General features: G+C 71.1%; 16 protein-coding genes. 10 read left to right on the top strand and 6 right to left on the bottom strand.

The window, feature by feature from the left end:
- Positions 1-105 precede the first annotated feature (105 nt).
- Positions 106-3,801, top strand: a complete 3,696-nt coding sequence (locus AWX74_RS11830; RefSeq protein ID WP_091275024.1) for an EAL domain-containing protein — start codon at positions 106-108, stop codon at positions 3,799-3,801.
- 45 nt (positions 3,802-3,846) lie between these two features.
- On the opposite strand, the gene AWX74_RS11825 is transcribed toward AWX74_RS11830, so the two are convergent.
- Both AWX74_RS11825 and AWX74_RS11820 read right to left on the bottom strand, forming a co-directional pair.
- Positions 3,847-4,920, bottom strand: coding sequence for a M4 family metallopeptidase (locus tag AWX74_RS11825; protein ID WP_091275021.1), 1,074 nt, complete (start codon positions 4,918-4,920; stop codon positions 3,847-3,849).
- Between the two features lie 107 nt (positions 4,921-5,027).
- Complete coding sequence (locus AWX74_RS11820; RefSeq protein ID WP_091275018.1) at positions 5,028-5,879, bottom strand: hypothetical protein; 852 nt, start codon at positions 5,877-5,879, stop codon at positions 5,028-5,030.
- 124 nt (positions 5,880-6,003) lie between these two features.
- Here AWX74_RS11820 and coaE point away from each other — a divergent pair, with 124 nt between their 5' ends.
- Positions 6,004-6,621: a dephospho-CoA kinase gene (coaE, locus tag AWX74_RS11815; protein WP_091275725.1), complete on the top strand. Its 618-nt coding sequence runs from the start codon at positions 6,004-6,006 to the stop codon at positions 6,619-6,621.
- 52 nt (positions 6,622-6,673) lie between these two features.
- Here the strand turns inward: coaE and uvrB are convergent, their stop codons facing one another.
- Together uvrB and AWX74_RS11805 are read right to left on the bottom strand one after the other, a co-directional pair.
- On the bottom strand, positions 6,674-8,800 hold the full coding sequence (gene uvrB, locus AWX74_RS11810; protein WP_091275722.1) for an excinuclease ABC subunit UvrB: 2,127 nt from the start codon (positions 8,798-8,800) through the stop codon (positions 6,674-6,676).
- A gap of 113 nt (positions 8,801-8,913) precedes the next feature.
- Positions 8,914-10,740, bottom strand: a complete 1,827-nt coding sequence (locus AWX74_RS11805; protein ID WP_091275014.1) for a helix-turn-helix domain-containing protein — start codon at positions 10,738-10,740, stop codon at positions 8,914-8,916.
- 336 nt (positions 10,741-11,076) lie between these two features.
- Here AWX74_RS11805 and AWX74_RS11800 point away from each other — a divergent pair, with 336 nt between their 5' ends.
- From AWX74_RS11800 to AWX74_RS11790, 3 genes are all read left to right on the top strand, one after another.
- Positions 11,077-12,303: a zinc metalloprotease gene (locus tag AWX74_RS11800; protein ID WP_091275010.1), complete on the top strand. Its 1,227-nt coding sequence runs from the start codon at positions 11,077-11,079 to the stop codon at positions 12,301-12,303.
- 275 nt (positions 12,304-12,578) lie between these two features.
- Entirely contained in the window at positions 12,579-13,670 is a 1,092-nt protein-coding gene (locus tag AWX74_RS11795) for a TerC family protein (protein WP_091275005.1), read from the top strand.
- Between the two features lie 201 nt (positions 13,671-13,871).
- Positions 13,872-14,930 carry a glycosyltransferase family 2 protein gene (locus tag AWX74_RS11790; RefSeq protein WP_091275001.1) on the top strand — a complete coding sequence of 353 codons (1,059 nt, stop codon included), beginning with the start codon at positions 13,872-13,874 and terminating at the stop codon, positions 14,928-14,930.
- A 37-nt stretch (positions 14,931-14,967) separates the two neighbouring features.
- Here the strand turns inward: AWX74_RS11790 and AWX74_RS11785 are convergent, their stop codons facing one another.
- Positions 14,968-15,636, bottom strand: coding sequence for an MBL fold metallo-hydrolase (locus tag AWX74_RS11785; RefSeq protein WP_091275719.1), 669 nt, complete (start codon positions 15,634-15,636; stop codon positions 14,968-14,970).
- Positions 15,637-16,076: 440 nt separating this feature from the next.
- On the opposite strand from AWX74_RS11785, the gene uvrA reads away from it, so the two are divergent.
- Positions 16,077-19,109: an excinuclease ABC subunit UvrA gene (gene uvrA, locus AWX74_RS11780; protein ID WP_091274998.1), complete on the top strand. Its 3,033-nt coding sequence runs from the start codon at positions 16,077-16,079 to the stop codon at positions 19,107-19,109.
- A 77-nt stretch (positions 19,110-19,186) separates the two neighbouring features.
- Here uvrA and AWX74_RS11775 read toward each other — a convergent pair whose 3' ends face one another.
- Entirely contained in the window at positions 19,187-19,606 is a 420-nt protein-coding gene (locus AWX74_RS11775) for an SsgA family sporulation/cell division regulator (RefSeq protein WP_006538983.1), read from the bottom strand.
- Between the two features lie 574 nt (positions 19,607-20,180).
- Between AWX74_RS11775 and uvrC the strand changes: the two genes are divergently transcribed.
- The 4 genes from uvrC to whiA are packed head-to-tail and all read left to right on the top strand — an operon-like array spanning position 20,181 to position 25,520.
- Entirely contained in the window at positions 20,181-22,457 is a 2,277-nt protein-coding gene (uvrC, locus tag AWX74_RS11770; RefSeq protein WP_091274994.1) for an excinuclease ABC subunit UvrC, read from the top strand.
- Positions 22,454-23,323, top strand: a complete 870-nt coding sequence (rapZ, locus tag AWX74_RS11765; protein ID WP_006538985.1) for an RNase adapter RapZ — start codon at positions 22,454-22,456, stop codon at positions 23,321-23,323. The genes uvrC and rapZ overlap by 4 nt, the downstream gene beginning before the upstream one ends.
- Positions 23,320-24,528 (top strand): gluconeogenesis factor YvcK family protein, encoded by a 1,209-nt coding sequence (locus AWX74_RS11760; protein WP_091274992.1) that lies wholly within the window; start codon positions 23,320-23,322, stop codon positions 24,526-24,528. Before rapZ ends, AWX74_RS11760 begins: the two co-directional genes overlap by 4 nt.
- A gap of 5 nt (positions 24,529-24,533) precedes the next feature.
- The gene (whiA, locus tag AWX74_RS11755) at positions 24,534-25,520 is read left to right on the top strand and encodes a DNA-binding protein WhiA (protein ID WP_054566520.1); all 987 of its coding nucleotides are present in this window, start codon (positions 24,534-24,536) and stop codon (positions 25,518-25,520) included.
- Positions 25,521-25,708: the final 188 nt, after the last annotated feature.

The raw sequence follows: 25,708 nt of genomic DNA, 5'->3' as shown, positions 1-25,708 counted from the left end.
CCGCTGGGTGCTGACGCCCCTGCGCCTGGACGTCGGACGTCCGGTGGCAGGCCCGACGCGGGTCAGCGAGGTGTCGGGGGCGTCGGGCGCGGGAATTCTCCAGGAGTGCCCAGCAGTCCGATCGTGGTTGACGGTCGCCGCCTGCTCGCAGTTCTCCTGGTCGGAATGGCCGGGTTTTTCCTGATCATTGTTTTCGTGCCGGCCTCTCCGGGCTATCTCCGGCCCGGATCCCTCGCCGGGCTGGGCATCGCGCTGGCGAACCTCACCGTGATCCGGCACCTGGTCGACGAACGCGACGACCGGCAATGGCTTCCTCTGATCTCCGCCGTGTCGATGGCGGTCGGGCTCGGCCTGGCGGCGGCGGACGCCGATCCCCGCAACGCGGGCGAGGTGTTTCTGCTGTGGTTCCCATGGATCGCCAGCTTCGCCGGGCTGCTCCGGTTCCGGTCGGCCGCGGCGCTGGCCGGGTCCCTGGTCGGCTCGATGCTGCTCGCCGCCTGGGCCAATCCCGACCTGGCCAACCCACCGGCGATGCTGCTCACGGCGATGGTCAGTACGTTCGGCGGCTGCATGGTCATGTTCGGCCTCTTCCAGTGGGGCCGCCGGCAGGCCCATTCCGACCCGCTGACATCGCTGGTGGCCCGCAGCGGGCTGGCCCACGTCGCGGACCCGCTGATCGCCGGTGCGCGTCAGCGGGGTGAGGAGGTCGCCTTCCTTCTGATCGACATCAACCGGTTCCGGGAGGTAAACGACGCACTCGGGCATGAGGCCGGGGACGAGCTGCTGCGTCAGTTCGCGCGTGCGCTGGCCCGGGTGAAGCCGTGCCCGTCGCTGATCGGCCGTCTGGGCAGTGACGAGTTCGCGCTGGTCATCACCGGCCCGCCGGGCGGCCCCACCGGTCCCGGTGGCCCGGGCGCACCGGGCACCGCCGCCGGCTCGGGCGGCGCTGACTCGGCCGGCCCCGGGGAACCTGCCGGCACGGCGGGGGATCAGGTGGGGGATCAGACCCAGGCGACGCAGCGCCGGGACCGCAATCTGCGCGATCTCGCCATGTCGGTGCTGAGCCAGCTGGAGGGTCCGTTCGACGTGCGGGGCACCAGCGTCGGCGTCGAGGCGAGCGTGGGGCTCGCGGTCGCGCCGCGGGACGGGGAGACGACCGCCGCGCTGCTCCCGTGCGCCGACGTCGCGCTGTCCCGGGCGAAGCGGGAGGGCGAACGGGTCGGGCTGTGGGACGTCGGCATCGCCGGGGTGCGCTCCTGGGAGATCTCGCTCTACACCGAGCTGCGCACGGCGATCGCCCACGATGAGCTCATCGTCTTCTACCAGCCGCAGGCCGTCGCGACCGGGCGGATCGTCGGGGTCGAGGCGCTCGTCCGCTGGCGCCATCCGACCCGTGGCCTGCTGCCGCCCGGCGCGTTCCTGCCCATCGCGGAGCGCTCGGCGCTGATCGGTGCGATGACCCGGTGGGTGCTCGACGAGGCGCTGCGTCAGTGTGCGGTGTGGCGCGGCCAGGGGCTGCACGTGCCGGTCTCGGTGAATCTCTCTCCCCGCATGCTCGTTCTGGACGATCTTCCCGACCTGGTGACCGCGGCTCTGGCTCGTCACCGGCTGCCGCCCGACCTGCTGACCCTGGAGATCACCGAGAGCGCACTGGTCACCCAGCCCGGCCGGGCCGCGGCGATGCTGCGCGAACTGCGCAGCAAGGGCGTGAAGCTCTCACTGGACGACTTCGGCACCGGCTACAGCTCGATGGAGATGCTCAAGGCCCTGCCGTTCGACGAGGTCAAGATCGACAGAGGCTTCGTGGTGGACGTCCGCGGCAGTCTGCAGGACGCCGCGATCGTCCGGTCGGTGCTCGATCTGGGCCACCGCCTCGGCCTGCGGGTCGTCGGGGAGGGCGTCGAGGACGAGCGGACCCTGCGCCTGATGACCGAGCTCGGCTGCGACATCCTGCAGGGTGACGCGATCTCCCGGCCTCGGTCACCCGACGGGCTCGCGAGCCTGCTCGCCGAGCGGGCGGCGAAGGCGAGTGAGGAACCCACCGACGTGGGCGAGGTGCTCAGCGACGGGTGGGCGTCGCGGGCCGACCTGCGACAGGGCCCCGATGCGCGACAGGGCCCCGATGCGCGACAGGGCCCCGATGTGCCACCGGGCCCCGATCTGCCATCGGGCCCCGACCAGGGTAAGCCCCCGGTGCCGAGCACCATGAACGTCACCTTCACGGCGGAGCAGGCGAGCAGGTTCGGGGTCCCGGCTCCGCTGACCGAACGGGAGTCCGCCCGGATCGCCGCCGTGCGCCGCTACGACATCGTGTTCCGGCAGCGGGCCTACCCGCTGGACGACGTCGCGGCGCTCGCGACCGCGATGACCGGCTGTGACGTCGGCTCGGTCATCATGGTCGACACCGACTCGGAGGTCTACGTCGGCCGTTTCGGCCACGAGATGCCCGATGTCCCGGCCAGGGTCGGCATCGCCGCACACACCGTCGCGGCCGGCGAGATGATGGAGGTCCCGGACGCCACGCTGGACACCCGGTTCGCGCACGGCACCCGTGCGTTCCGGGCACGGATCGTGCGCTTCCTCGCGGGCGTGCCGGTGCGGACGTCCGACGGCCATGCGATCGCCGCCATCACGATCAGTGATCGCATCCCGCGGCGGCTCAGCCCGGGGCAGCGGGAGGCGCTGGAGAGCATCGCGCGGCACACCATCGCGATGATGGACACCCGAAGGGAGTGCGCGCTGCTGGAGGCGGTCACCGACACCACCCGGGCGTTGGAGCAGCTTGACTGCCGGGGAGACGTCCCTGCCGCGGTCTGGCTGCTCGCCGACGCGGTGCGTCACCTGACCGGCGCGGACGCGGCGACCGGGCTGGTCGCGGACCAGCCCGGCGCCGACTGGTTCACCGCCGTCGATTCCTCCACGGCTCCGGGGGTCAGGGCCATCATCCGACCTGGGCAGAAGTTCGGTCGCCTGGAGCAGACCGCCATCGGGACCGTGCTGCGGACCCGCCGCCCGCTGTTCGTGCCCGATGCACTCTCCTACGCTGGATTCAACGCCGAGACAGCCCGAGCCGAGAAGATCTCCTCGGTGCTCATCGTTCCGCTGCCAGGCCCTGGCGGGGTGGTCGGTGCGTTGTGCCTGCGCTGGTCCAGCCCGTATCCCGTGATCGACCCGGCGCTCGACAAGGCGATCGGGCTGCTGACGGGGCAGGCCGGCCACGGGATCGGTCGCCTGCTCACCGCCGGGCGCCCCGGCCCCGGGCACCGGACTGACAACACCACCGGTCTCGCCACCAGGTCGGCCTTTCTGAGCGAGCTCGGTCACTGCCCGTCCGGCACTGCGGTCTGCCTCGTCGACGTGCCCGGCGAGGCCGGTGAGCCTGGAGAGGTCAACGGCGGAGAGGCCGGCGAGGCCGGAGAGGCCGGCGGGCCTGCCGGCAACGGGCATCCGACGACGGCCCGGAGCACTGGCCCGGACCAGCGACTCACCCGTTTCGCGCGTGATCTACGAGGCGTGGTGCAGGACCCGGTCCATTCCGCACGCTGGGCGGAGCGGCAGTTCGTGCTGGCCGTTCCGGCCGGTGGCCGCGAAGGTGCCGAAACAGCCGTCGCGGCGCTGCGCCGAGCCTGGCGGCGGGAGTCGGCCGCTCCACTCGCCGTCGGGATCGCCGTCACCAGGAGCCAGGTACCGCTGAGCAGCGCGCTCGTGGATGCCGAGAACCAGGCCCTGGCGATGGCGGCGGCACGCGACTCGGCCGCAGCCGCCGACCGCCCGGCTCCGGCCTCCTTCGTGGGTGTCTGACCGACACCCGCGAAGGCCGGTGGAGGACCGCCCGCGTAGGACAGTTCAGACCGAGATGCCCACGGCAGCCCAGGCCTCCCGGACGCTCTTCGTCTCGTCCGCGCCGAACAGGACCTGCGCCTGCCTCGTCGTCACGGTGGCGAACGAGCGGAACGTGGCGTTCGGGCGGAGCTGGGGGGAGCGCAACGCCTCGTACCAGATCTGACCCGCGCGCTCCCACGCGTGGCCGCCGAGCGCGATCGCCACGTTGTAGAAGGCCTTGTTCGGGATTCCAGAGTTGATGTGCACCCCGCCGTTGTCAGCATTGGTGCGCACGTAGTCGTCCATATGCGCCGGCTGGATGTCGTCGCCGAGCACAGGGTCGTCATACGCCGTTCCGGGCTCCTTCAGGGAGCGCAGCGCCACGCCCTGCACGGCATCGGTGAGCAGGCTCGCGCCGATGAGCCAGTCGGCCTGCTCGGCGGTCTCGCCCCGCTGGAACTGCCGCACCAGGGAGCCGAAAACGTCGCTCATCGACTCGTTGAGCGCACCCGACTGGTTCAGGTACATGAGCTGGGCCTCGTCCTCGGTGACGCCGTGGGCGAGCTCGTGGCCGATGATGTCCAGCGAGACGGTGAAACGATTGAACAGCTCGCCGTCGCCGTCACCGAACACCATCTGGCGGCCATTCCAGAAGGCATTGTCGTAATGGCTGCCGTAGTGGACCGTCGCGAGCAGGGCCATACCGTCGTCGTCGATGGAATCCCGGCCATAGGTGGCTCGGAAGAACTCGAACGTGGCACCGAGCCCGTCATACGCCTCGTTCACGGCGGTGTCGTCGACCGGGTTGTCACCCTCGGCGCGCACCGTCACACCGGGCAGCTCCTCGGCTTCCTTCGCGTCGCCGACGGTGCGGCGCGGGCCGCTGGTAGGGCCGCTGGTCGGGGTGAGGCGAGGCGGTGCCGCCGTGCGCTGCGCCGCGCGCAGGAAGGCGTTGTGCACTCGCACGGTGCGATGGGACGCGTCCTGGGCCATGGTGGAAAGGGCCCAGGACCGCTGCTCGTCGTTTCCGTTACGTGCGATGCGCTCCAACACGTGCGGCGGCACGGCACAGGGTGCGCAACGACGATGAACGCTCATCGGGAGACTCCTCATCAGGCGACGCTCCATCGGAGGATGCCGTCGCAGTGGGCAGTGCTCGCCGGGTCGTTCGGGATGGAATGACCCGTCGCAGTCGACCTTTGTCGCTACGCGGGTTGATGTCCAGACTGATCGTTGTGTCCTTTTGTGCCGCCCTTGTGGAGTCGTCGGTTGATCAGTAGTACCAGGGTGTGGACCGTCGCCACCGCGATCCCGCCGAGGATCAGCATCCCGGCATGGTCGTCCAACCAGCGGACGAGGTCCTGCGTCCAGGGCGCGAGCGCGCTGCCGGCTGACAGGTAGAGCGCGGCCGAGATGGCCGACCCGGGGACGACGAACCGCAGGAAGCGACGTAGTGGCACGGACCCGGCGCCCAGCGCCGCGTCGACGGCGAGGTTGGTGTTCACGAGGCAGAACCACAGCAGGCCGCGCTGCGCCCCGTGCCGTGAGAGCGCGGCCACCAGCCGACTGGTGCCGACCCGGCGCAACAACAACGACTGCACGTTGTGGCGGGCGAGGCCGAAGTACCCGACGTCCAGCGAGGCCCGGAACACCGTCGCGACCAGCAGCGCGGGGACGAACGCGACCTGACCGCCGACGAGGAGCAGGACCGACACCGTCGGCCGCATCGCGATGAGCAGCAGTGGGGCGGAGCTCGCCAACGTGGGCAGGAACGCGAGGCCAAGCCCGCCGGCGCCCAGCAGCGCGCCGGTCAGCAGCGTCGGCCAAAGCCGGGTGAGGAGCCGGGCAGGCACCCGACCGCGCCGGCCGGCGGCGCCGTCCCGACCGGTGCGGCTGTTGTGGCCGGTGACGCCGTGCGGGTCCGTGGCGCCGTGCGGGTCCGTGGCGCCGTGCGAGTCGGTGGCGCCGTGCGAGTCGGTGGCGCCATGCCGCTGGTTGGTGACGCCGTGCCGGCTGGTCAGGTCGTCCGGTGTCGTGCCGGTCGGGTGCGGCTCCACTCGTCCAGTCTTACCCGGTGTCCGGGCCTGTTCCGGTCCGCACCTCTGGTGGTCCTCGCCGCCTTCGGCTGACCTGCAGGACCGCCGCCGCCGTGCGCCGCCTGGCACACTCACCTACGTGCTGATGGTGGGCCTTACGGGCGGTATCGGGTCGGGCAAGAGCGCCGTGTCGGAGCTCCTGGTGGGCCACGGCGCCTACCTGGTGGACGCGGATCGCATCGCTCGGGAGGTCGTCGAGCCCGGCAGCGAGGGCCTGGCCGCGGTCGTCGCCGCCTTCGGCCCGGCCATGCTGGGGCCGGACGGCGCGCTGGACCGGGCGGCTCTGGGCCAGGTGGTGTTCGCGGACGAGGCGAGCCGTCGGCGGCTGGAATCGATCACCCATCCCCTGATCCGGGCGACGATGGAGCGGCGGATCGCCGCGGCCCCGGCGGACGCGATCGTGATCCATGATGTGCCGCTGCTCGTCGAGGGTGGCTCGCATGGAGGCTACGACCTTGTCCTCGTGGTCGAGGCGCCTCGGGAGCTCCGCCTGGAGCGACTGGCCCGACGCGGCCTTCCGCGTGACCAGGCCGAGGCCAGGATGGCGGCCCAGGCCACCGACGAGCAGCGACGCGCCGTCGCCGACATCCTCATCGACAACAGCGGGTCGATCGACGACCTGGGCGCGCGGGTGCGGGAGGTCTGGCAGGAGCTGCTCCGGCGCCGCGACGCCACCCCCGCCGGCGCAGCCGGCCCCGCGTAGGCCGAGCCGACTGCGCGCCGGTCCACGAGACGCCGGTCTACTCGCCAGCGGCCTACGAGACGCCGGCGGCGTCCATGCCGCGCAGCTCCTTCTTCAGCTCGCTGATCTCGTCGCGCAGCCGGGCGGCGAGCTCGAACTGCAGCTCCTTCGCCGCCTCGTGCATCTGGTCGTCGAGCTGGCGGATGAGCTGCGCCAGCTCTCCTCGCGGCATCCCGGCGAGCTCGGCGGCGTAACGACCGACCGTGTCACCGGCCTTGGACTTCATGCCGGGCGCGGGGGCCTTGCCGCGGGACTGTGCCCGCCCGCCGCCGCCGATCATCTCGCCGCCCGCCGTCTCCCGCACCATGTCGTCGAGGATGTCGACGACCTTCTTGCGCAGCGGCTGCGGGTCGAGCCCACGCTCGGTGTTGTAGGCGACCTGCTTCTCGCGGCGCCGGTTCGTCTCCTCGATGGCATGGCTCATCGAGGGCGTGATCTTGTCCGCATACATGTGGACCTGGCCGGAGACGTTACGGGCGGCCCGCCCGATGGTCTGGATGAGCGACTTGTCCGACCGCAGGAAGCCCTCCTTGTCCGCGTCGAGGATCGCGACGAGCGACACCTCGGGCAGGTCGAGGCCCTCCCGCAGCAGGTTGATGCCGACGAGGACGTCGAACTCGCCGCGGCGCAGGTCGGTCAGCAGCTCGACCCGGCGCAGGGTGTCGACCTCGCTGTGCAGGTACCGCACCCGGATGCCGAGCTCCAGCAGGTAGTCGGTGAGATCCTCGGCCATCTTCTTGGTCAGCGTGGTGACGAGGACCCGCTCGTCGCGCTCGGCGCGCAGGCGGATCTCATGGACCAGGTCGTCGATCTGGCCCTTGGTCGGCTTGAGGATGATCTCCGGGTCGAGCAGCCCGGTCGGCCGGATGATCTGCTCCACGACGCCGTCACCGCGCCCCAGCTCGTAAGGGCCCGGTGTCGCGGAGAGATACACCGTCTGCCCGATCCGCTCCAGGAACTCCTCCCAGCGCAGCGGGCGGTTGTCCACCGCGCTCGGCAGCCGGAAGCCGTGGTCGACGAGGTTGCGCTTGCGCGACATGTCGCCCTCGTACATCCCGCCGATCTGCGGCACCGTGACGTGCGACTCGTCGATGACGAGAAGGAAGTCCTCCGGGAAGTAGTCGAGCAGCGTGTGCGGCGGGGTGCCCGCGGCGCGGCCGTCGATGTGCCGGGAGTAGTTCTCGATCCCGGAGCAGAAGCCGACCTGGCGCATCATCTCGATGTCGTAGCTGGTCCGCATCCGCAGCCGTTGGGCCTCCAGCAGCTTGCTCTGGCGCTCCAGCTCGTCGAGCCGCCCGGTGAGCTCGGCCTCGATGCCGGTGATCGCCCGCTCCATGCGCTCGGGCCCGGCGACGTAGTGCGTCGCCGGGAAGACGAAGACCTCCTCCGCCTCGCGGACGATCTCGCCGGTGAGCGGGTGCAGGTACGACAGGCGCTCGATCTCGTCGCCGAACATCTCGATCCGGACCGCGAGCTCCTCGTACACGGGGAACACCTCGACGGTGTCCCCCCGGACACGGAACGTCCCGCGGGTGAAGGCGACGTCGTTGCGCGCGTACTGGACGTCCACGAAACGGCGCAGCAGCCGTTCGTGCCCGAACTCGTCGCCCACCCGCAGGCGCACCATCCGGTCGATGTACTCCTGCGGGGTGCCCAGGCCGTAGATGCAGCTCACGCTGGCCACCACGATCACGTCGCGGCGGGTGAGCAGGTTCATCGTCGCGGAGTGCCGCAGGCGCTCGACCTCCTCGTTGATCGAGGAGTCCTTCTCGATGTACGTGTCCGTCTGGGCGATGTACGCCTCGGGCTGGTAGTAGTCGTAGTAGGACACGAAGTACTCGACGGCGTTGTGCGGTAGCAGTTCCCGGAACTCGTTCGCGAGCTGGGCCGCCAGCGTCTTGTTCGGCGCCATGACGAGGGTCGGCCGCTGCAGCCGCTCCACCAGCCACGCGGTCGTCGCCGACTTGCCGGTTCCGGTCGCGCCGAGGAGCACGACGTCCTTCTCCCCGGCCTGGATGCGGCGGGCGAGATCGTCGATCGCCGCCGGCTGGTCACCAGCCGGGGCGAACTCCGAGACGACCTGGAACGGTGCCGCCGAGCGTTGCAGGTCCGTCGTGGGGCGTTCGAACGTTGTGCTCACGATTCCCAGAACACCACACGCCACCGACAGTTTCCCGACCGCGTCGCCGGGCCCGCCTCGATCAGGCCGTTCCGGCCGCCCGACCCCACCGCCCGGCCGGTCGCCCGGCTCGATCAGCTGCCCGGATCACCCGACTGCCGCCGGAACGCGCCCTCCCAGTCGATCAGGCGCGCGCCGATCACCGCGGTCTGCAGCACGTAGCGGTCGGTCGGTGAGGTCGGGTCGTGCTTCGTCAGCGCGTGGATGCGGTCCAGCCGGTAGGTGAGCGCCCGGACGGACAGATGCAGCCGCCGGGCGGCCGCGAGCGCCACCCCGCCGGTCGCGAAATAGGCGTCGAGGGTCTCGATCAGCGGTGCCGCCCCGCCCCGCGCCGACCGCAGCGGGCTCAGCACCGTGTCGACGAGCTCCTCGAGCGGTTCCCGGTCCCGCAGGAGCACCTTGTAGATCAGCAGGTCGTCGGTGTGCACGACCTGGCCGTCCAACCGCATCCGCCCGGCGAGCTCGACGGCGTTGCGCGCCTCCTCGAAGCTGATCCGAACCCCGGCCACGCCGCTGCGGGCCCGGCTCACCCCGAGCCGCCAGACCAGTTCCGGCTCGACCGCCAGCCGCCGGGTGATCGCCCGGATCGCGGCGGCCGGGGCGGCCTCGGCCGGCGCGACGCCGGGCATCGGGACGAAGCCGACATCCCCGGCTGCCGGCGGGTCCAGCCGCCGCCGACCGCGGGGCGCGGTGGTCCGCGGGGACGTCCGGTCGGCGGCGGTCGGACGGTCGATCCGAGGGTGGCCGGAACCACCGTCCGCGCGGGTGTGGACGGCGGGGCCGCGCCCGGGGGGCGGGGCGGCGACGACCTGGCCCGATCGGACCACGCCGCCTTCGGAGCCGGCGCCACCGGGCCCGGCGCCACCGGGTCCGACCGAGCGGCCGTCACCGTGGATCCCGCCGTGCTCGTGCCCGTGTTCCTGGCGGTGCGCGTCGCCCTGGTCGGCACTGTCGCTTCCGGCTTCAGCTCTGGTGGCAGTGCCAGAGCCGTCATCGGCGTCGATCCCGGTGCCGGTGCCGGCGGCGTCCGCATGGAGGCCGGCCGAGCTCAGTGCCACCGGGAGGGTCAGCTCGGACTCCTGCGGAACGACGCAGACGAGCAGGCCGTCCTTCGTCGCGACCAGCGGCTCCGTCGGGCACTGCCGGCGCAGCGTCTCCTCGATCTCGCGGACCACGGCGCGGCCGTCCAGGAAACGCCGGCTCCCGGCAGACACGAGCAGGACATGGGGAGCCTCCAGCCGGAACCCGAACGCCGCGGCTCGCTCCAGCAGCAGCCCCACCTCCGAGGTGCCGGTGAGCAGGTCGTCGACCAGCTCGCGGCGCAGCGCCTCCTCCGAGCGTGCGCGGGCCGTCCGAGCGCGCTCATAGCCGTCGCACACCGCCGCGACCACGTCGTCGCTGGCACGCAGGACGGCGGAGGCCGCCGCGCGGGTACGTGAGACGGCGCCGACAGCAGGCCCTGTGCCAGTGGGCTTTCCGGTTGCCTCGTCGGACCCTCCGGTTGCCTCGGCGGGCCGGCCGGCCGCGTCGCGCGGCTGCGGGCCGTGCGCCGAAAACCGGGCCAGGCGATCGGCCTGCCGGACTGTGGGCAGCGACGGCCAGACCCGCCAGGTCGCCGACAGGTAGAGGTCGACGAGCGCGGGCAGCGAGGCTCCGGACTCGGCGGCGGCCTGGCCGAGGGCCCGGAACGTGTCGAGCTCGGCCCGGGTCAGCCTCCGCCCGCTGTCCGCGGTGGAGGCGAGAACGTCGAGGTAGTTGCCCAGCAGCCCGGCGTGCAGGCGGGCATCGGCGGCAGCCAGTACGGCAGCCCGGGGCAGCCGGGTGAGGCTCGTGCCAGGCAGCCCCGTGACCTGCACTTCGTGCTCGATGGGCCACCCAGGGCGTTGGTCGGTGTCTGCCACAGCTCTCGTGTCTCCCCCCGTCGGGCTGCCGAGTGTCGGCAAGGAAATCGTAGACAAAGTCGCGGAGTCCGGACGGTGTCTGCCGGGACGTCGAAGGGCAGGCTGAGCGTTGAGCCTGGTGACGGGCATTGGACGAGCCGCGGCGAGGCCTCGGCGCGGCGGTGCGCGGGCCAGGTGCTGTGCGGGCCAGAGGTACCAGTGCCGCTGCTCGGCTCCTCGGGCGCAGGCAGGTGGCATCCACCGGCTCGACCGGAGGCCACCCGGCCCGACTCCTCGCAGGCGTAAGCAGCCCGGACGGAAGTGACAGAAGTGAAAGGGAAAGGATCAGACCGCGACATGTTCGCGAAGACCGGCCCACGTGACACCGCGCATACCCCCATCGCGGTGCGCCCGGGTCTATTCGTGTCCGTAACGATCGTGACGGTCGTGCTGGCCGCGTTCACCCTCCCGGCAACCGCGCCGGACCGGCCGGGATTCGCGTACTTCAGCGGTGGCGTGATCGGAGCGGGCCTGCTGGTCGTGCTGCTGCTGGCGGCCGACCTCGCTCGTGCCGCAGCCGCGCGCCGTGCGGGGATCAAGGTGGTCGGCATCACGCTCGGTGCCTTCGGCAGCCGTCTCGTGCTCGCTCCGGCACAACGGAGTGGGGTCTCGAACGGCCCCGGTACCTCCGAGCCACTCACGCCCGGTACCGACGACCCTGCCGCCGACGCCGCCATTGCCCGGGCCGGCCTGACCGTCACCGCGCTGGTCGGAGTCGTCCTGGTCGCAGCCGGGGCGCTCGCGCCCGCCGGCACGCTGAAGCTGCTCGGCGAGGTCGCCTTGTGGGTCGGAACGTTCGCACTGCTGATCACCGTGGTCGATCTGCTGCCCGCGCCGCGCAGCGCGGGAGGCCGCATCCTCGCGGCCCGCGTCGTTCGCCGTACCGGTGACAAGGCCGCCGCCGCGGCGGCGGTGGCCCGCGCCGGCGTCATCACCGGGTGGACGCTGATCGCTCTCGGTGTCGTGGCTGTCCTGCTGATCGGGCTGGTCGGCCTGTGGGCGGTCCTGCTCGGCTGGCTGGCGCTCGGCAGCTCACGGGTCGCGCAGGCGCAGCAGAAGGCGACGACCGCGCTGAGCGGCGTGTTCGTGCGGGATGTGATGGTGCCCGCGCCGCCTTCACTTCAGGCCTGGAAGACGGTGGGCAGTGCCCTGGAGGAGACGGTGATCCCCTCCGGCGGTTCGGTGTTCGCGGTGCGCGACTTCGCGGGTCCGCTGCTGGGAGTGGTACTGCTGCGGGATCTGGCCGCCGTTCCCGCGGATGATCGTGGCCTGGCCCGGGTAACCCGGGTGGCGATCCCGCTGGACCGGGTCGCGGTCGCCCGGCCGGACGAGCCGCTGGCCAGCGTCACCTCGCGGCTGGCGCAACGCCCCGCCGCGGGCGTGATCGTGGTCGTGGAATCCGGTGCCGACGGCGGGCAGGAGATGGTGGGAACCGTGGGGCCGGGTGAGATCGCCAGGGCTCTGGAGGCCTCGCCGCTGCACGGTCGCGTGGTCTCGCCTGTGGGCTTCGGCCGCCGCCGCTGACCCCACCTCAAAGCCTCTCACACCCTCAACGGATCACGCCTTCAACGGCTCACACCCCCAAGGGCTCTCGGACTCTTGAAGCCCTCCAGTGCTGCCGCACCTTCGACGCACCCCTGCAGCGCTCCTTACGACCCGGCGCATGTGGATGTCCCGCACCGCGTCGGCGGTGAACCTGCTCTGGCCGGCTGCCGGCAATGGCGCCCGGCTGGCCAGAGCGATGACCTCCACGTCCCCGAGCCACCCGCACCTCAAGAAAGCATTCCGGAGGATTTTCCGTGCACGTACCAGTCTGGGCCTGGGCCGCCTTCGTCGGCGGCCTGCTCCTGCTCCTGGCGATCGACCTGCTGGCTCATCGGAAGGCACATGTCATCGGCTTCCGTGAAGCCGCGTGGTGGAGTGTCGGATGGGTGTCCCTGGGAATCACCTTCGCCTTCGTCATCTGGGCGTGGCAGGGGCCGGGTGCCGCCGGCGAGTACACGGCGGCGTATCTGCTCGAGAAGAGCCTGTCGGTTGACAACCTGTTTGTCTTCGCGCTGATCTTCTCGTACTTCAAGGTTCCTCGTGAGTACCAGCACAGGGTACTTTTCTACGGTGTGCTCGGCGCGCTCGTGCTGCGTTTCGTCTTCATCGCAGCCGGCATCACGCTGCTGGAGCACTTCAGTTTCGTCATCTACATCTTCGGTGCATTTCTCCTGTTCACCGCGTTCAAGATGGTGCGTGACGACGGTGTGGACATGGACCCGGGTCAGAGCAGAGCGGTCAAGCTGCTGCGCAAGGTGATGCCGGTGACGGATTCCTACGAGGGCCAGCATTTCGTGCTGCGTAGGGCCGGAAAGCTTGTCGCCACCCCGCTGCTCGCGGTCCTGGTCGCCATCGAGACGGCCGACGTCCTGTTCGCCTTCGACTCCGTGCCGGCGGCGCTGGGCGTCACGAACGAGACCTTCCTCGTCTACACGGCGAACGCGCTGGCGATTCTCGGTCTGCGGTCGCTCTTCTTCCTGCTGTCCGGCCTGATGGAGAAGTTCCACCACCTTGCCACCGGTCTGGCCGTCATTCTCGCGTTCATCGGTGTCAAGATGCTCCTCACCGATGTCTGGCACATGCCGATCTGGCTGTCGCTGACGGTCATCGCCGTGGTGCTCGCCGGTTCGATCACCTGGTCGCTGGCGACGGCCCCGCCCTCCGATGCGGACGGCGACGCAGCCGACGGAGGTGCTGTTGGTGCCGGTGCTGTTGGCGCCGATGCTGGTGCCGGCGTTGCGGCGGGATCCGGGCCCGCGGCGGTGACCTCGTCGGACGCGGCCGACTCCGCCTCCGACGGGCTCTCGAAGCGAGCCGCGTCGCAGGTCGGCGAACAGGCCCGTTGACCTGTCCGGGTGTGTCCGGGTGGCGGTCGGCAAGGCTGTCACCCGGACCGGCGGGAGGCCCGGAAATGATTGATACGAATTAGTGGCTGGGTGACGCGCCGATTGTCCTGTGCTCGCCCGGGCAACGCTCACGTTAGTGTTTCGACACAGCAGGGATCGCCCGAGCGCCCTGAATCCGTCCCCTCCCGTCCAAGGCGGACTATGCACAACTTTCTGGCAGTCGTTGTTTCCTATGGTGGATCGCCGCAGCTGCACTGCCTGCTGTCGGCACTGGCCGGTGTCGCGGGATGCCGGGTAACCCTGGTGGAGAACCGGGGCGGAACGGAGCACGAAGGCCTGCCGGCCGACGTCGAACTATACGACGGGCACGGGAATGTCGGATATGGCACGGCTGTGAACATCGCCGTGCGGGGATCGCTGGCAGTGGACGGATCGCTCCGACCGGCGGGCGGCCCCGCCCCCGAGCGGCCCGAGTGGATTCTTGTCGTCAACAGCGATGTGACCGTTCCGGCCCGGACCTGCGAGCAGTTGCCCGAACTGCTCGCATCGGTACCGGTGGGGACGGATGCCCTGGGATTTCCGCTGCTTGCCGAGAACGGGGGCCCCGGCCGGGGGACGGCAGTCCTGCCGAACACCCGCACGAACGCGTACGTCGCGGTGCGGGGCGAGGCCGCGGCAGTGGCCCGCTGGCCCGATCTCCGCTACCCGGTGGGTGCGTTCTTCGCGATCCGAACCAGTGCCTTCCTGCGGCTGGGAGGATTTGATCCGTCCTACTGGATGTACTACGAGGAGACGGATCTGTTCGCCCGGCTGCACGCGGCGGGGGGCAGGGTCGGCTGGGCCGACGACCGATGCCAGGTGGCCCATGTGGGCGGCGGGACCGTCGGCCGGGCCGGTTTGTTGTATGCCGAACTGGGCCGTTCCGCCGCAATCTACGCCCGTCGGCACCGTGCGACGCTGGGGCGCGGCTGGCTGGCGGTGCACGTCGGGCAGCTTGTCGTGCTCGCCCTGCGCAAGCTCGCCGCCGGCCGGACGCACGACGCGCGTCGCGCCATGCGGATCCTCGCCGGCCTCGCCGTCGGCATCGCTCAACCAGGCCGGGAGCCCGCCACCACGTCCCGGTGGCGCGCGGTGCCGTCGGCGCGACGTCGCGAGCTGGGTCGTATCGACCCCGAGACGTTGGGGGCGGGCGCCGCGGTGAGGCTTCCCCGGCCCCGGTCCGCCGTCTCGCCCACGTCGTGGGTGACAGCCGACCACTGAGTCCGGTCACCACCAGCGTCCGGTCACCAGCGTCCGGTCACCAGCCGCGGGCGCGCCATTCGGCCAGGTGCGGGCGCTCGACACCGAGCGTCGTGTCCTTTCCGTGACCTGGATAGATCCACGTCGTGTCCGGGAGCGGGCGGAAGATCTTGGCTTCCAGGTCGCCCATCAACGTGCTGAAGGCCTTCGCGTCGCCGAAGGTGTTCCCGGGGCCGCCGGGGAACAGGCAGTCACCGGTGAACAGGTGCGGAGCGCCGTCGCCCTGGTCGTAGAGCAGCGCGACCGAGCCGGGCGTGTGCCCGACCAGGTGCACGACCCGCAGGGTGACCTCACCGACCCGCACCTCGTCGCCGTCGGAGACCGGGTCGGTCGTCGGGACGGGGATCTCGGGCGCGTCCAGCGGATGCGCGATGGTCCGGGCGCCGGTGGCGGCCACGACGTCCACCAGCGCCTGGACGTGGTCACCGTGGCGGTGGGTCGTCACCACGGTGCTCAGCCCGGTGTCCCCGATGAGGCGCAGCAGGGTGCCCGTCTCGTTCGCCGCGTCGATGAGGAGCTGCTCGCCGGTGGCGGCGCAGCGAAGCAGGTAACAGTTGTTGTCGAAGGGGCCGACGGCCACCTTGGTGATCGTGAGGTCCGGCAGCTCCCGCACGTCGGCGGGCCCGCCGACGGTGACGTCGCCCGTGTAGCCGGCGCCGATGTTCATACGGTTCTCCTCGATCTTCTCCGTGGCCCCAGGCCGGCAGACCATGGCCGGGGACCGTCGCGGCCGCGACGGGCTGGGCCGGGAATGACTCGCGGGTTCCCTTCATTCTCATCGGTGTGTCTGCTGGCTGTCTCCGTCCGGGGGGCGGTCGGGCGTGGCCCGTCGGTCCGGCGTCGGTGGGCTTGTGGCCTGGTTGTCGCCGTCAGTCCGGGGCGGCAGTGCTGTTGCGAGCAACTTCGGCGGGGCGTGTAGCGTCGTCGGTGTTCGAACGCGCGTTTGGTCGCGATCGGTAGCCGGCCTGGTTCGGGCGACCCCGACAGGCGGCACCGGCGGCACAGCCGGCGCCAGCGTGACCAGCACCGACAGCGCGACCAGCACCGACAGCGCAACCACCGACAGCGAAGTCCAGCAACCGATCGAGGACGACGAGGGACCTGACGATGGCCGACCGTCTTGTCGTGCGCGGAGCACGCGAGCACAACCTTCGTGATGTCGATCTCGACCTGCCCAGAGATGCTCTGGTGGTCTTCACGGGCCTGTCGGGCTCTGGCAAGTCCAGCCTCGCCTTCGACACGATCTTCGCGGAGGGCCAGCGCCGGTACGTCGAGTCCCTGTCCGCCTACGCGCGCCAGTTCCTCGGCCAGATGGACAAGCCCGATGTCGACTTCATCGAGGGGCTGTCGCCGGCGGTGTCCATCGACCAGAAGTCGACGTCGCGTAACCCGCGATCGACGGTTGGCACGATCACCGAGGTATACGACTACCTGCGGCTGCTGTACGCACGAGTCGGCCATCCGCACTGCCCCCGGTGCGGTCGCCCGATCGCGCGCCAGACCCCGCAGCAGATCGTCGACCGGCTGCTGGAGCTGCCCGAGGGCACCCGCTTCCAGGTGCTCGCACCGGTCGTGCGCGGGCGCAAGGGCGAGTACGCGGATCTTTTCGCCGAGCTGCAGAGCTCCGGGTTCGCCCGGGTGCGCGTCGACGGCACCGTCGTGCCGCTGACCGAGCGCCCCAAGCTGGAGAAGCAGCGCAAGCACACGATCGAGGTCGTGGTCGACCGGCTCGCGGCGAAGGAGTCGGCCAAGCGCCGCCTCACCGACTCGATCGAGACGGCCCTGCGGCTGGGCAACGGTCTGGTGCTGCTCGACTTCGTCGACCGGGATCCGGCCGACCCCGACCGCGAGCGGATGTACTCCGAGCACCTCGCCTGCATGTACGACGACCTGTCGTTCGAGGAGATGGAGCCGAGGTCCTTCTCGTTCAACTCGCCGTTCGGTGCCTGCCAGGAGTGCTCCGGGCTGGGCACGCGCAAGGAGGTGGACCCCGAGCTGATCGTGCCCGACCCGACCCTCTCGTTGGCCGAGGGCGCCATCCAGCCGTGGTCCGGCGGGCACAGCAAGGAGTACTTCCAGCGGTTGCTGACGGCGCTGGCCGAGGACCTGAGCTTCCGGATGGACACGCCCTGGGAGGGGCTGCCGGAGCGGGCCCGCAAGGCCATCCTGCACGGCAGCGGCGAGACCGAGATCCACGTCGGCTACACGAACCGTTACGGGCGCAAGCGCTCGTACTACACCTCGTTCGAGGGCGTGCTGGCGTTCCTGCGGCGCCGGCACGCCGACGCGGAGTCGGACAGCAGCCGCGAGCGCTACGAGGGGTACATGCGTGACGTGCCCTGTGCGGCCTGCCGAGGCTCCCGACTCAAGCCGGAGTCACTGGCGGTCACCCTCGCCGGGCGCTCCATCGCCGAGGTGTCCGCCATGTCGATCCAGGAATGCGCGGAGTTCCTGCGGCACATCGAGCTCAGCGAGCGGGAACAGGCCATCGCCGGGCAGGTTCTCAAGGAGATCGACGCCCGGCTGGTCTTTCTCCTGGACGTCGGCCTCGACTACCTCTCCCTGAACCGCGCCGCGGGCACGCTCGCCGGCGGCGAGGCGCAACGCATCCGGCTGGCGACCCAGATCGGCTCCGGGCTGGTGGGTGTGCTCTACGTGCTCGACGAGCCGTCCATCGGCCTGCATCAGCGGGACAACCGCCGCCTCATCCAGACCCTTGTCCGGCTGCGGGATCTGGGCAACACCCTGATCGTGGTGGAACACGACGAGGACACCATCCGCGCCGCGGACTGGGTGGTCGACATCGGCCCGGGCGCGGGGGAGCACGGTGGTCGGGTGGTCGTCTCCGGATCGGTCGACGACCTGTTGAGCAGCGCGGAGTCGGCGACCGGGGCGTATCTCTCCGGCCGGCGGGAGATTCCCGTACCGGAGATCCGCCGGGCGCCGACCAGGGGCCGTGCGCTGACCGTGCACGGCGCGCGTCAGCACAACCTGCGCGACGTGACGGTGTCCTTCCCGCTCAGCTGCTTCGTGGCGGTCACCGGGGTCTCCGGGTCGGGCAAGTCGACGCTGGTCAACGACATCCTCGCCTGCGTGCTCGCCAACCACCTCAACGGCGCCCGCGAGGTACCGGGCCGGCACCGCACGGTGAGCGGGCTCGACCACCTCGACAAGGCGGTGCGGGTCGACCAGTCACCGATCGGCCGGACCCCGCGTTCCAACCCGGCGACCTACACCGGCGTGTTCGACCACATCCGCCGGCTGTTCGCGGAGACGACGGAGGCGAAGGTCCGCGGCTACCTGCCCGGCCGGTTCTCGTTCAACGTCAAGGGCGGCCGATGTGAGGCCTGCTCCGGCGACGGCACGATCAAGATCGAGATGAACTTCCTTCCGGATGTCTACGTGCCCTGTGAGGTCTGCGGGGGCGCCCGGTACAACCGCGAGACCCTCGAGGTGCACTACAAGGGGAAGAACATCTCCGAGGTTCTCGACATGCCGATCGAGGAGGGCGCGGAGTTCTTCGCCGCCGTCCCGGCGATCGCGCGCCACCTGCGCACCCTCAACGACGTCGGGCTGGGGTACGTCCGGCTCGGCCAGCCCGCGCCCACCCTCTCCGGTGGCGAGGCGCAGCGGGTGAAGCTGGCGGCCGAGCTGCAGCGCCGCTCGACCGGCCGCACCGTCTACGTGCTGGACGAGCCGACCACCGGCCTGCACTTCGAGGACATCCGCAAGCTGCTGGGTGTCCTCGGGCGGCTGGTCGACGCGGGCAACACGGTGATCGTGATCGAGCACAACCTGGACGTCATCAAGACCGCCGACTGGATCATCGACATGGGGCCGGAGGGTGGCACCGGCGGCGGTCGGGTCGTCGCCGAGGGCACCCCCGAGGCGATCGCCGCCGTGTCCGTGAGCCACACGGGCGCATTCCTGCGCGAGATCCTGGGTGGCCGTGGCACGACCGCAGGCGCGGCCCCGCTGACCGACGGTCAGGTGGTGGCAGAGCAGGTGGCGGCGGCTCAGGAGGCGGGTGCTGCCGCCCCTGATGGAGCGGGCCCGGCGGCGAAAGGTGCCGGCGTCAGGAACGCGAGGGCGTCCAAGGGCCGTGACCGGTTGGCTGGTACCGCGTCGGTGACCAGCTGAGAGCCTGGCGGCCTGGCGACGGCGAGCGGCGGGGGCCGGCTGCCCCGGGGCTGCCTGGAACGGCTGGCCCGCCGCTGTCAGCTCTGGAAAAGGTCGTCGAGGACGGCGTCCAGGGCGACCTCGGGGTGTTCCTCGCCGGCGGGCACGACCCGCTCCGTGCGGTCCAGGAAACGGCGGACCGGTGCCGCGTCGAGGACGACCACCGACCGCCGATCGCCGTCGGCCAGTTCCAGGCGGATCCCGCCCCGGGTCGGCTCGGGGGTGATCCGAACATCACCGTCGCCTACCGGAGCCGGGCCGTCGAGGCCGGCCCGCAGCGCGTCCCGTGGGGTCACCCAGTGGCCCTGCGGAAGCGCGGGGTGGTCCGGCCGGGAGACGAGTACCAGGGCGACGGCCAGAGGGTCACAGCTCCGCCAGGTGACCTGGAGAACGGTGATTCTTCCGCGCCCGGGTGCGTCGTCGACGACGAACTCCGTCGTGACGTCATCCACCTGCACCCGTCGGCCCCCTTGGTCCCAGTCCGCCGGCTCCGTCGTGTCGAACCGTTGCGTGTCGAACGGCTGCGTCTCGCCTGTCTGCTGCGCCTGCGCCGCCCGTCTGCCGTGACGACCGTCCGCTGTGTCTACAACAGTGTCTCCTGCAGAGTCGACCGTCTTCGGCCGCCTGGCACCTGCAGTGTGACCTGCGGTGTCGACTGGTCAACAGCGGTGTCGGCCAGCCGAGCATCAACGGCTGTGACGGCCAGTCAGCGGCCGTGTCGACCAGCCACGGCCGCCTGCCGGCTGCCGCGCCGGTCGGCGTCGAGCCGCCGACCGTCATACAGCATACGGCGATGCGGCCTCAGCCGAGGCCTGATGGGAGATCATCCGCCTGGCAGCTCGTGGACGCGGGCCCGGGGAGTGGCTTTTCGCGGGCCGTTGACCGGCGTCCGGGGGCGTGCTCGCGGGCCGGTCGGCCGCGGCTCGACGCGGGGAGCTCCGGGGGTCCTCGACGACATGGAAGCTGAGCGTGATGAAATGGATACGTGCAGGCACCGTTCAGGTCGGAGGATGACGGCCGTAGGCTCGGTTCATGGCTGATCCGGCGACCTACCGGCCCCCGCCGCGCTCGATCCCCGAGACCCCGGGCGTGTACCGCTTCCGTGACGAGCATGGCCGGGTCATCTACGTGGGCAAGGCCAAGAACCTGCGCGCCCGGCTCGCAAACTACTTCGCCGACGTGCATACCCTGCACCCGCGTACCCAGCACATGGTCACCACGGCGAGCTCCGTGGAGTGGACCATCGTGTCCACCGAGGTCGAGGCGCTTCAGCTCGAGTACACCTGGATCAAGGAGTTCGATCCGCGTTTCAACGTCCGCTACCGCGACGACAAGAGCTACCCGAGTCTCGCCGTGACGTTGTACGAGGAGTTTCCGCGGCTGCAGGTGATGCGTGGGCCCAAGCGCCGCGGCGTGCGGTACTTCGGCCCCTACGCGCACGCGTGGGCCATCAGGGAGACGCTGGATCTGCTGCTGCGTGTCTTCCCGGCCCGGACCTGCAGCTCAGGCGTCTTCAAACGAGCGGGCCAGGTGGGGCGTCCCTGCCTGCTCGGGTACATCGACCGGTGCTCCGCGCCGTGCGTGGGCCGGGTCGACGCGGCCACCCACCGGGAGATCGTCGAGGACTTCTGCGACTTCATGTCGGGGCAGACGGGCCGTTACCTGCGCCGGCTCGAACGCGAGATGCAGGCCGCCGCCGACGCCCAGGAATACGAACGCGCCGCCCGGCTGCGGGACGATATCGGCGCGCTGCGTCGCGCGGTCGAGAAGCAGGCTGTCGTGCTCCCCGACGGGACCGACGCCGACGTGATCGCCTTCGCGCAGGACGAGCTCGAGGCCGCGGTCCAGATCTTCTACGTGCGGGCCGGTCGGGTCCGTGGCCAGCGTGGCTGGGTCGTGGACAAGCTCGACGACGTCACCACGGGAGACCTCGTCGAGAAGTTCCTGACCCAGGAGTACCTGGACGGGGCCGGCGGGTCGGCGGCCGGTTCCAGCGACACGGGTTCCAGCGACCCGGGTGCCGGTGGCACAGGCACCGACACCGGGTATGCCGGTGAGATTCCACGCGAGATCCTCGTCCCCGAGCTGCCGTCGGACGCCGAGGCCGTCACCGAACTGCTCAGTCAGGCCCGCGGTTCGCGGGTCGACCTGCGCGTGCCGCGTCGGGGCGACAAGCGCAACCTGATGGAGACGGTGGAACGCAACGCCAAACAGGCGTTCACGCTCCACCGGACGAAGCGCGCCGGTGATCTCACCGCCCGCAGCCGCGCCCTGGCCGATCTGCAGGAGGCTCTGGAGCTGGCCGACGCCCCGCTGCGCATCGAGTGTTTCGACGTGTCGAACATGCAGGGCACGAATGTCGTCGCGAGCATGGTCGTGTTCGAGGACGGGCTGCCGCGCAAGTCGGAGTACCGGCGGTTCGCGATCCGTGGCGTCGACGGGCAGGACGACGTCGCCAGCATGCACGAGACCATTCACCGCAGGTTCTCGCGTTACCTGGCCGAGCGCGCGCGGACGGGAGAGCTCGCGGGTTACCCGGGTGCCGAAGACGCTGACGGTGGGGAGGCCGAAGCGGCCGCAATGGCCGCAGTGGCCGAGGACGTGGGGGGGCCGTCCCTGCGGGATCCGGAGACCGGACGGCCCCGCCGGTTCGCCTACCCCCCGAACCTCGTGGTGGTCGACGGCGGTCCGCCGCAGGTCGCGGCCGCCGCGCGGGCCCTCGACGAGCTCGGTGTCGAGTCCGGTCCGGGGGGCGTGGCCCTGTGCGGGCTGGCGAAACGCCTGGAGGAGATCTGGCTGCCGGACCAGGACGAGCCGGTCATCCTGCCGCGCACCAGCGAGGCGCTTTACCTGTTGCAGCGCGTGCGCGATGAGGCCCACCGCTTCGCGATCACCTATCACCGGCAGAAGCGGTCGGCCTCGATGGTCGTCTCGGCGCTGGACGGGGTTCCGGGCCTGGGCGAGACCCGGCGCAAGGCCCTGCTGCAACAGTTCGGCTCGGTGACGAAGGTCCGCGCCGCGACGGTCGAGGAGATCGCCCAGGTACCGGGCATCGGGCCGCGGACGGCCGAGGCGATCGTGGCCGCGCTGGCCCGATCGGCTCCCGGAGAGGCCCAGGCGCCCCCGCCCGCCGTCAACCCGCTCACCGGCGAGATCATAGGGACCGGAACCACAGGTACCGAGACCACAGGTACCGAGACCACAGGGGCGATGTCCGATCCGGTGGCGGCGCCGAACCCGGCCGACGAGTCGGCCGGGCACGCCGAGCCCGCCGCCGCGCAGGGCACTATCCGGGGGGTGGCTGGATGACCACCGCAACTCTTGACCTCGCGATCATCACCGGGTTGTCCGGTGCTGGTCGCAGCACGGCGGCGAAGTGCCTGGAGGATCTGGGCTGGTTCGTCGTCGACAATCTGCCGCCGGCGCTGCTGTCGACCATGGCTGAGCTGGGCCATCGTTCCGGCGGGGCGGTGAGCCGGATCGCGGTGGTCGTCGATGTCCGAGGCCGGGCGTTCTTCTCCGACCTGCGGGCCGCGGTCGAGGCGTTGGACTCGCGGGGCATGCATCCGCGGATGTTGTTCCTGGAGGCCTCCGACGACGCGCTGGTCCGCCGGTTCGACCACGTCCGGCGCCCGCATCCGCTGCAGGGCGACGAGCGGGTCGTCGACGGGATCAGCCGGGAACGGGCGCTGCTCGCCGAGCTGCGCGGCGAAGCCGACCTCGTGCTGGACACGACCGATCTCAACGTGCACGAGCTGCGGGCGAAGATTGATGTGGCGTTCGGCCAGCCACGCGCCAACCGGCTGAACGCGACGGTGGTCTCCTTCGGCTACAAGTACGGCCTTCCGCTCGACGCCGACTTCGTCGCCGACTGCCGTTTCCTCCCGAACCCGCACTGGGTCGAGGCACTGCGCCCCTACACGGGGCGCGATCCGCAGGTGCGCGACTACGTGCTCGCCCAGCCGGGTGCGGAGGAGTTCGTCGACCAGTACACGGCGCTGTTGCACCTGGTCGGCGAGGGCTACGTGCGGGAGGGGAAGCGCTACCTCACGCTGGCGGTGGGCTGCACCGGTGGCAAGCACCGCAGTGTCGCCGTGGCCGAGCAGCTGGGGGCACGGCTCGCCGCCGACGGCATCGGGGTGCGTGTGGTGCACCGGGATCTGGGCCGCGAGTGACCGGCGACGCTCTCGCGATCACCGCGTTCGGTGGCGGGCACGGGCTGGCGGCGTCGCTGTCGGCGTTGCGGCGGATCACCGCACACCTGACCGCCGTCGTCACCGTGGGTGACGACGGCGGATCGTCCGGTCGGCTGCGGGCCGAGCTCGGCGCGTTGCCCATGGGCGATCTGCGGATGGCACTGGCCGCGCTCGCCGGCACCGACGGCTGGTCCACCACGTGGACCGACCTCTTCCAGCACCGCTTCGGGGGCGACGGGCCGCTCGCCGGCCACGCGGTCGGGAACCTCGTCCTGACCGCGCTGGCCGAACGCGCGGGTTCGCCGGTCGCCGCGCTTGACCTGGCTGCGTCCCTGCTCGGCGTCGACGGCCGGGTCCTCCCACTGTCCTGCGACGGTATCGACATCGTCGCGGATGTGACGGGCCTCGGCGCCGGCTCGGGCGCCATCGCCGATATCGGTGCTGGCACTGGCACTGGCACTGGGACTGGGACCGGCACCGGCACCGGCACGGATCGGCCGGTGGATTCGGTGGAGCCGGGGAAGTCGGTGGAGGTCCGCGGTCAGGCCGCGGTCGCCACGACTCCGGGCCGGGTCGAGGGCGTTCGGCTGGTGCCCGCGGCGCCTGCGGCGTGCGGCGCGGCGCTGGCCGCCGCCGAGGCCGCGGACTGGATCGTCCTGGGGCCCGGTTCGCTCTACACGAGTGTGCTTCCGCACCTGCTCGTGCCGGACATGCGCGCGGCGATCACGGGTTCCCGGGCCCGCCGCGTCATGGTCCTCAATCTCGTGGCGCAGCCCGGTGAGACCGCCGGGTACACGCCCGAGGCACATCTGCACGCGCTGGCCACCCATGTCCCCGGTCTTCGCCTGGACGTCGTGATCGCGGATCCCGCCGCGGTCGATGATCCGGAACCGCTGGCCCGTGCGGCCGCGGATCTGGGCGGCAGGCTTCACCTTTCGTCCGTGCGGGCCGCCGACGAGCCGGCCCTGCACGATCCCGAGCGTCTCGCGGCCGCGTTCCGTGCCGTGTTCGCACCCGGCAGCCAGGCCGATGTGGGCCGGGCGGCGGTGCCGGTGCCCCCACGTCCCGTGGACGAACGGTCCTGGCGGGACCGGGGTGCGGCGTGCGTCGATCCCTCGGGCGTCGGGTGCTCAACGACCGGTGGCCGAGGCCATCGGATCCCCTCCGGTGAATGCAAGGAGTGATCGGTGTGGCGGCGATGACGGCCACCGTCAAGGACGAACTGAGCAGGCTGCGAGTGGCCAAGCCCTGCTGTCGGCGGGCTGAGATGGCGGCGCTGCTGCGGTTCGCCGGCGGCCTGCACATCGTCGGCGGGCGCATCGTGGTGGAGGCCGAGCTGGACACCGGCTCCACCGCGCGTCGACTGCGGCGTGAGATCGCCGAGGTCTTCGGCTTCCCGTCGTCGGTCGCCGTGCTCGCCGCCGGCGGGCTACGGCGGTCGGTGCGCTACATCGTCCGCGTGGAGCGCGACGGTGAGCAGCTCGCCCGCTCGACGGGCCTGCTGGACCAGCGCGGCCGCCCGGTGCGTGGCCTGCCGCCGCAGGTGGTCACCGGGTCTGCCTGCGACGCGGCGGCGGCCTGGCGAGGCGCGTTCCTCGCGCATGGCTCGCTCACCGAGCCGGGGCGGTCCTGCTCGATGGAGGTCACCGCGCCCGGCCCGGAGGCGGCGCTGGCGCTGGTCGGCGCGGCCCGGCGGATGGGCGTGCAGGCGAAGAGCCGGGACGTGCGCGGAGTCGACCGGGTGGTGGTCCGCGACGGCGACGCGATCGGCGCGCTGCTGACCAAGATCGGTGCGCATGACAGCCTGATGGCCTGGGAGGAGCGGCGGATGCGCCGCGAGGTCCGGGCGACGGCGAACCGGCTCGCGAACTTCGATGACGCCAACCTGCGCCGGTCGGCGCGGGCCGCGGTGGCGGCCGGTGCCCGGGTGCAGGCGGCGATGCGCATCCTCGGTGACGATGCGCCGGACCACCTGCTCGCGGCCGGACGGTTGCGGCTCGAACACGCACAGGCGTCACTGGAGGAGCTCGGTGCGCTCGCCGACCCGCCGCTGACCAAGGACGCCGTTGCCGGGCGAATCCGTCGACTGCTCGCCCTGGCGGACAAACGGGCCAACGCTCTCGGTATCCCGAACACCGAGGCCAGTGTCTCTCCGGAACTCTTTGAGAACGCCTGAGCACGCAATCAGGTGCCTGGACGGGGTACGTCGAGTGCGCGGACACGCGCCGTGTTCGCCGAGGCCCATGGGATAGGGTGTTTGGCGAAAGGCGCTGCATTCAACCAATTGCTGAGGGTGCTGGGTCCCCCGATGTGAGGAGACCGACATGTATCGGTTCGGATTCCCGCCGATGATGTCCGGACTCG

It is taken from the genome of Parafrankia irregularis (assembly GCF_001536285.1).
GTDB classification, from domain to species: domain Bacteria; phylum Actinomycetota; class Actinomycetes; order Frankiales; family Frankiaceae; genus Parafrankia; species Parafrankia irregularis.
Note: the sequence above shows the minus strand (reverse complement) of the source record. Positions and strands in the feature narration are given on the sequence as shown.

Bases quoted from the DNA above. Each gene is read 5' to 3' on its own strand.
- uvrA (WP_091274998.1), top strand. From the start codon at position 16,077: ATGGCCGACCGTCTTGTCGTGCGCGGAGCACGCGAGCACAACCTTCGT.
- AWX74_RS11790 (WP_091275001.1), top strand. From the start codon at position 13,872: ATGCACAACTTTCTGGCAGTCGTTGTTTCCTATGGTGGATCGCCGCAG.
- coaE (WP_091275725.1), top strand. From the start codon at position 6,004: ATGGTGGGCCTTACGGGCGGTATCGGGTCGGGCAAGAGCGCCGTGTCG.
- AWX74_RS11825 (WP_091275021.1), bottom strand. From the start codon at position 4,920: ATGAGCGTTCATCGTCGTTGCGCACCCTGTGCCGTGCCGCCGCACGTG.
- rapZ (WP_006538985.1), top strand. From the start codon at position 22,454: ATGACCACCGCAACTCTTGACCTCGCGATCATCACCGGGTTGTCCGGT.
- uvrC (WP_091274994.1), top strand. From the start codon at position 20,181: ATGGCTGATCCGGCGACCTACCGGCCCCCGCCGCGCTCGATCCCCGAG.
- AWX74_RS11800 (WP_091275010.1), top strand. From the start codon at position 11,077: ATGTTCGCGAAGACCGGCCCACGTGACACCGCGCATACCCCCATCGCG.
- AWX74_RS11785 (WP_091275719.1), bottom strand. From the start codon at position 15,636: ATGAACATCGGCGCCGGCTACACGGGCGACGTCACCGTCGGCGGGCCC.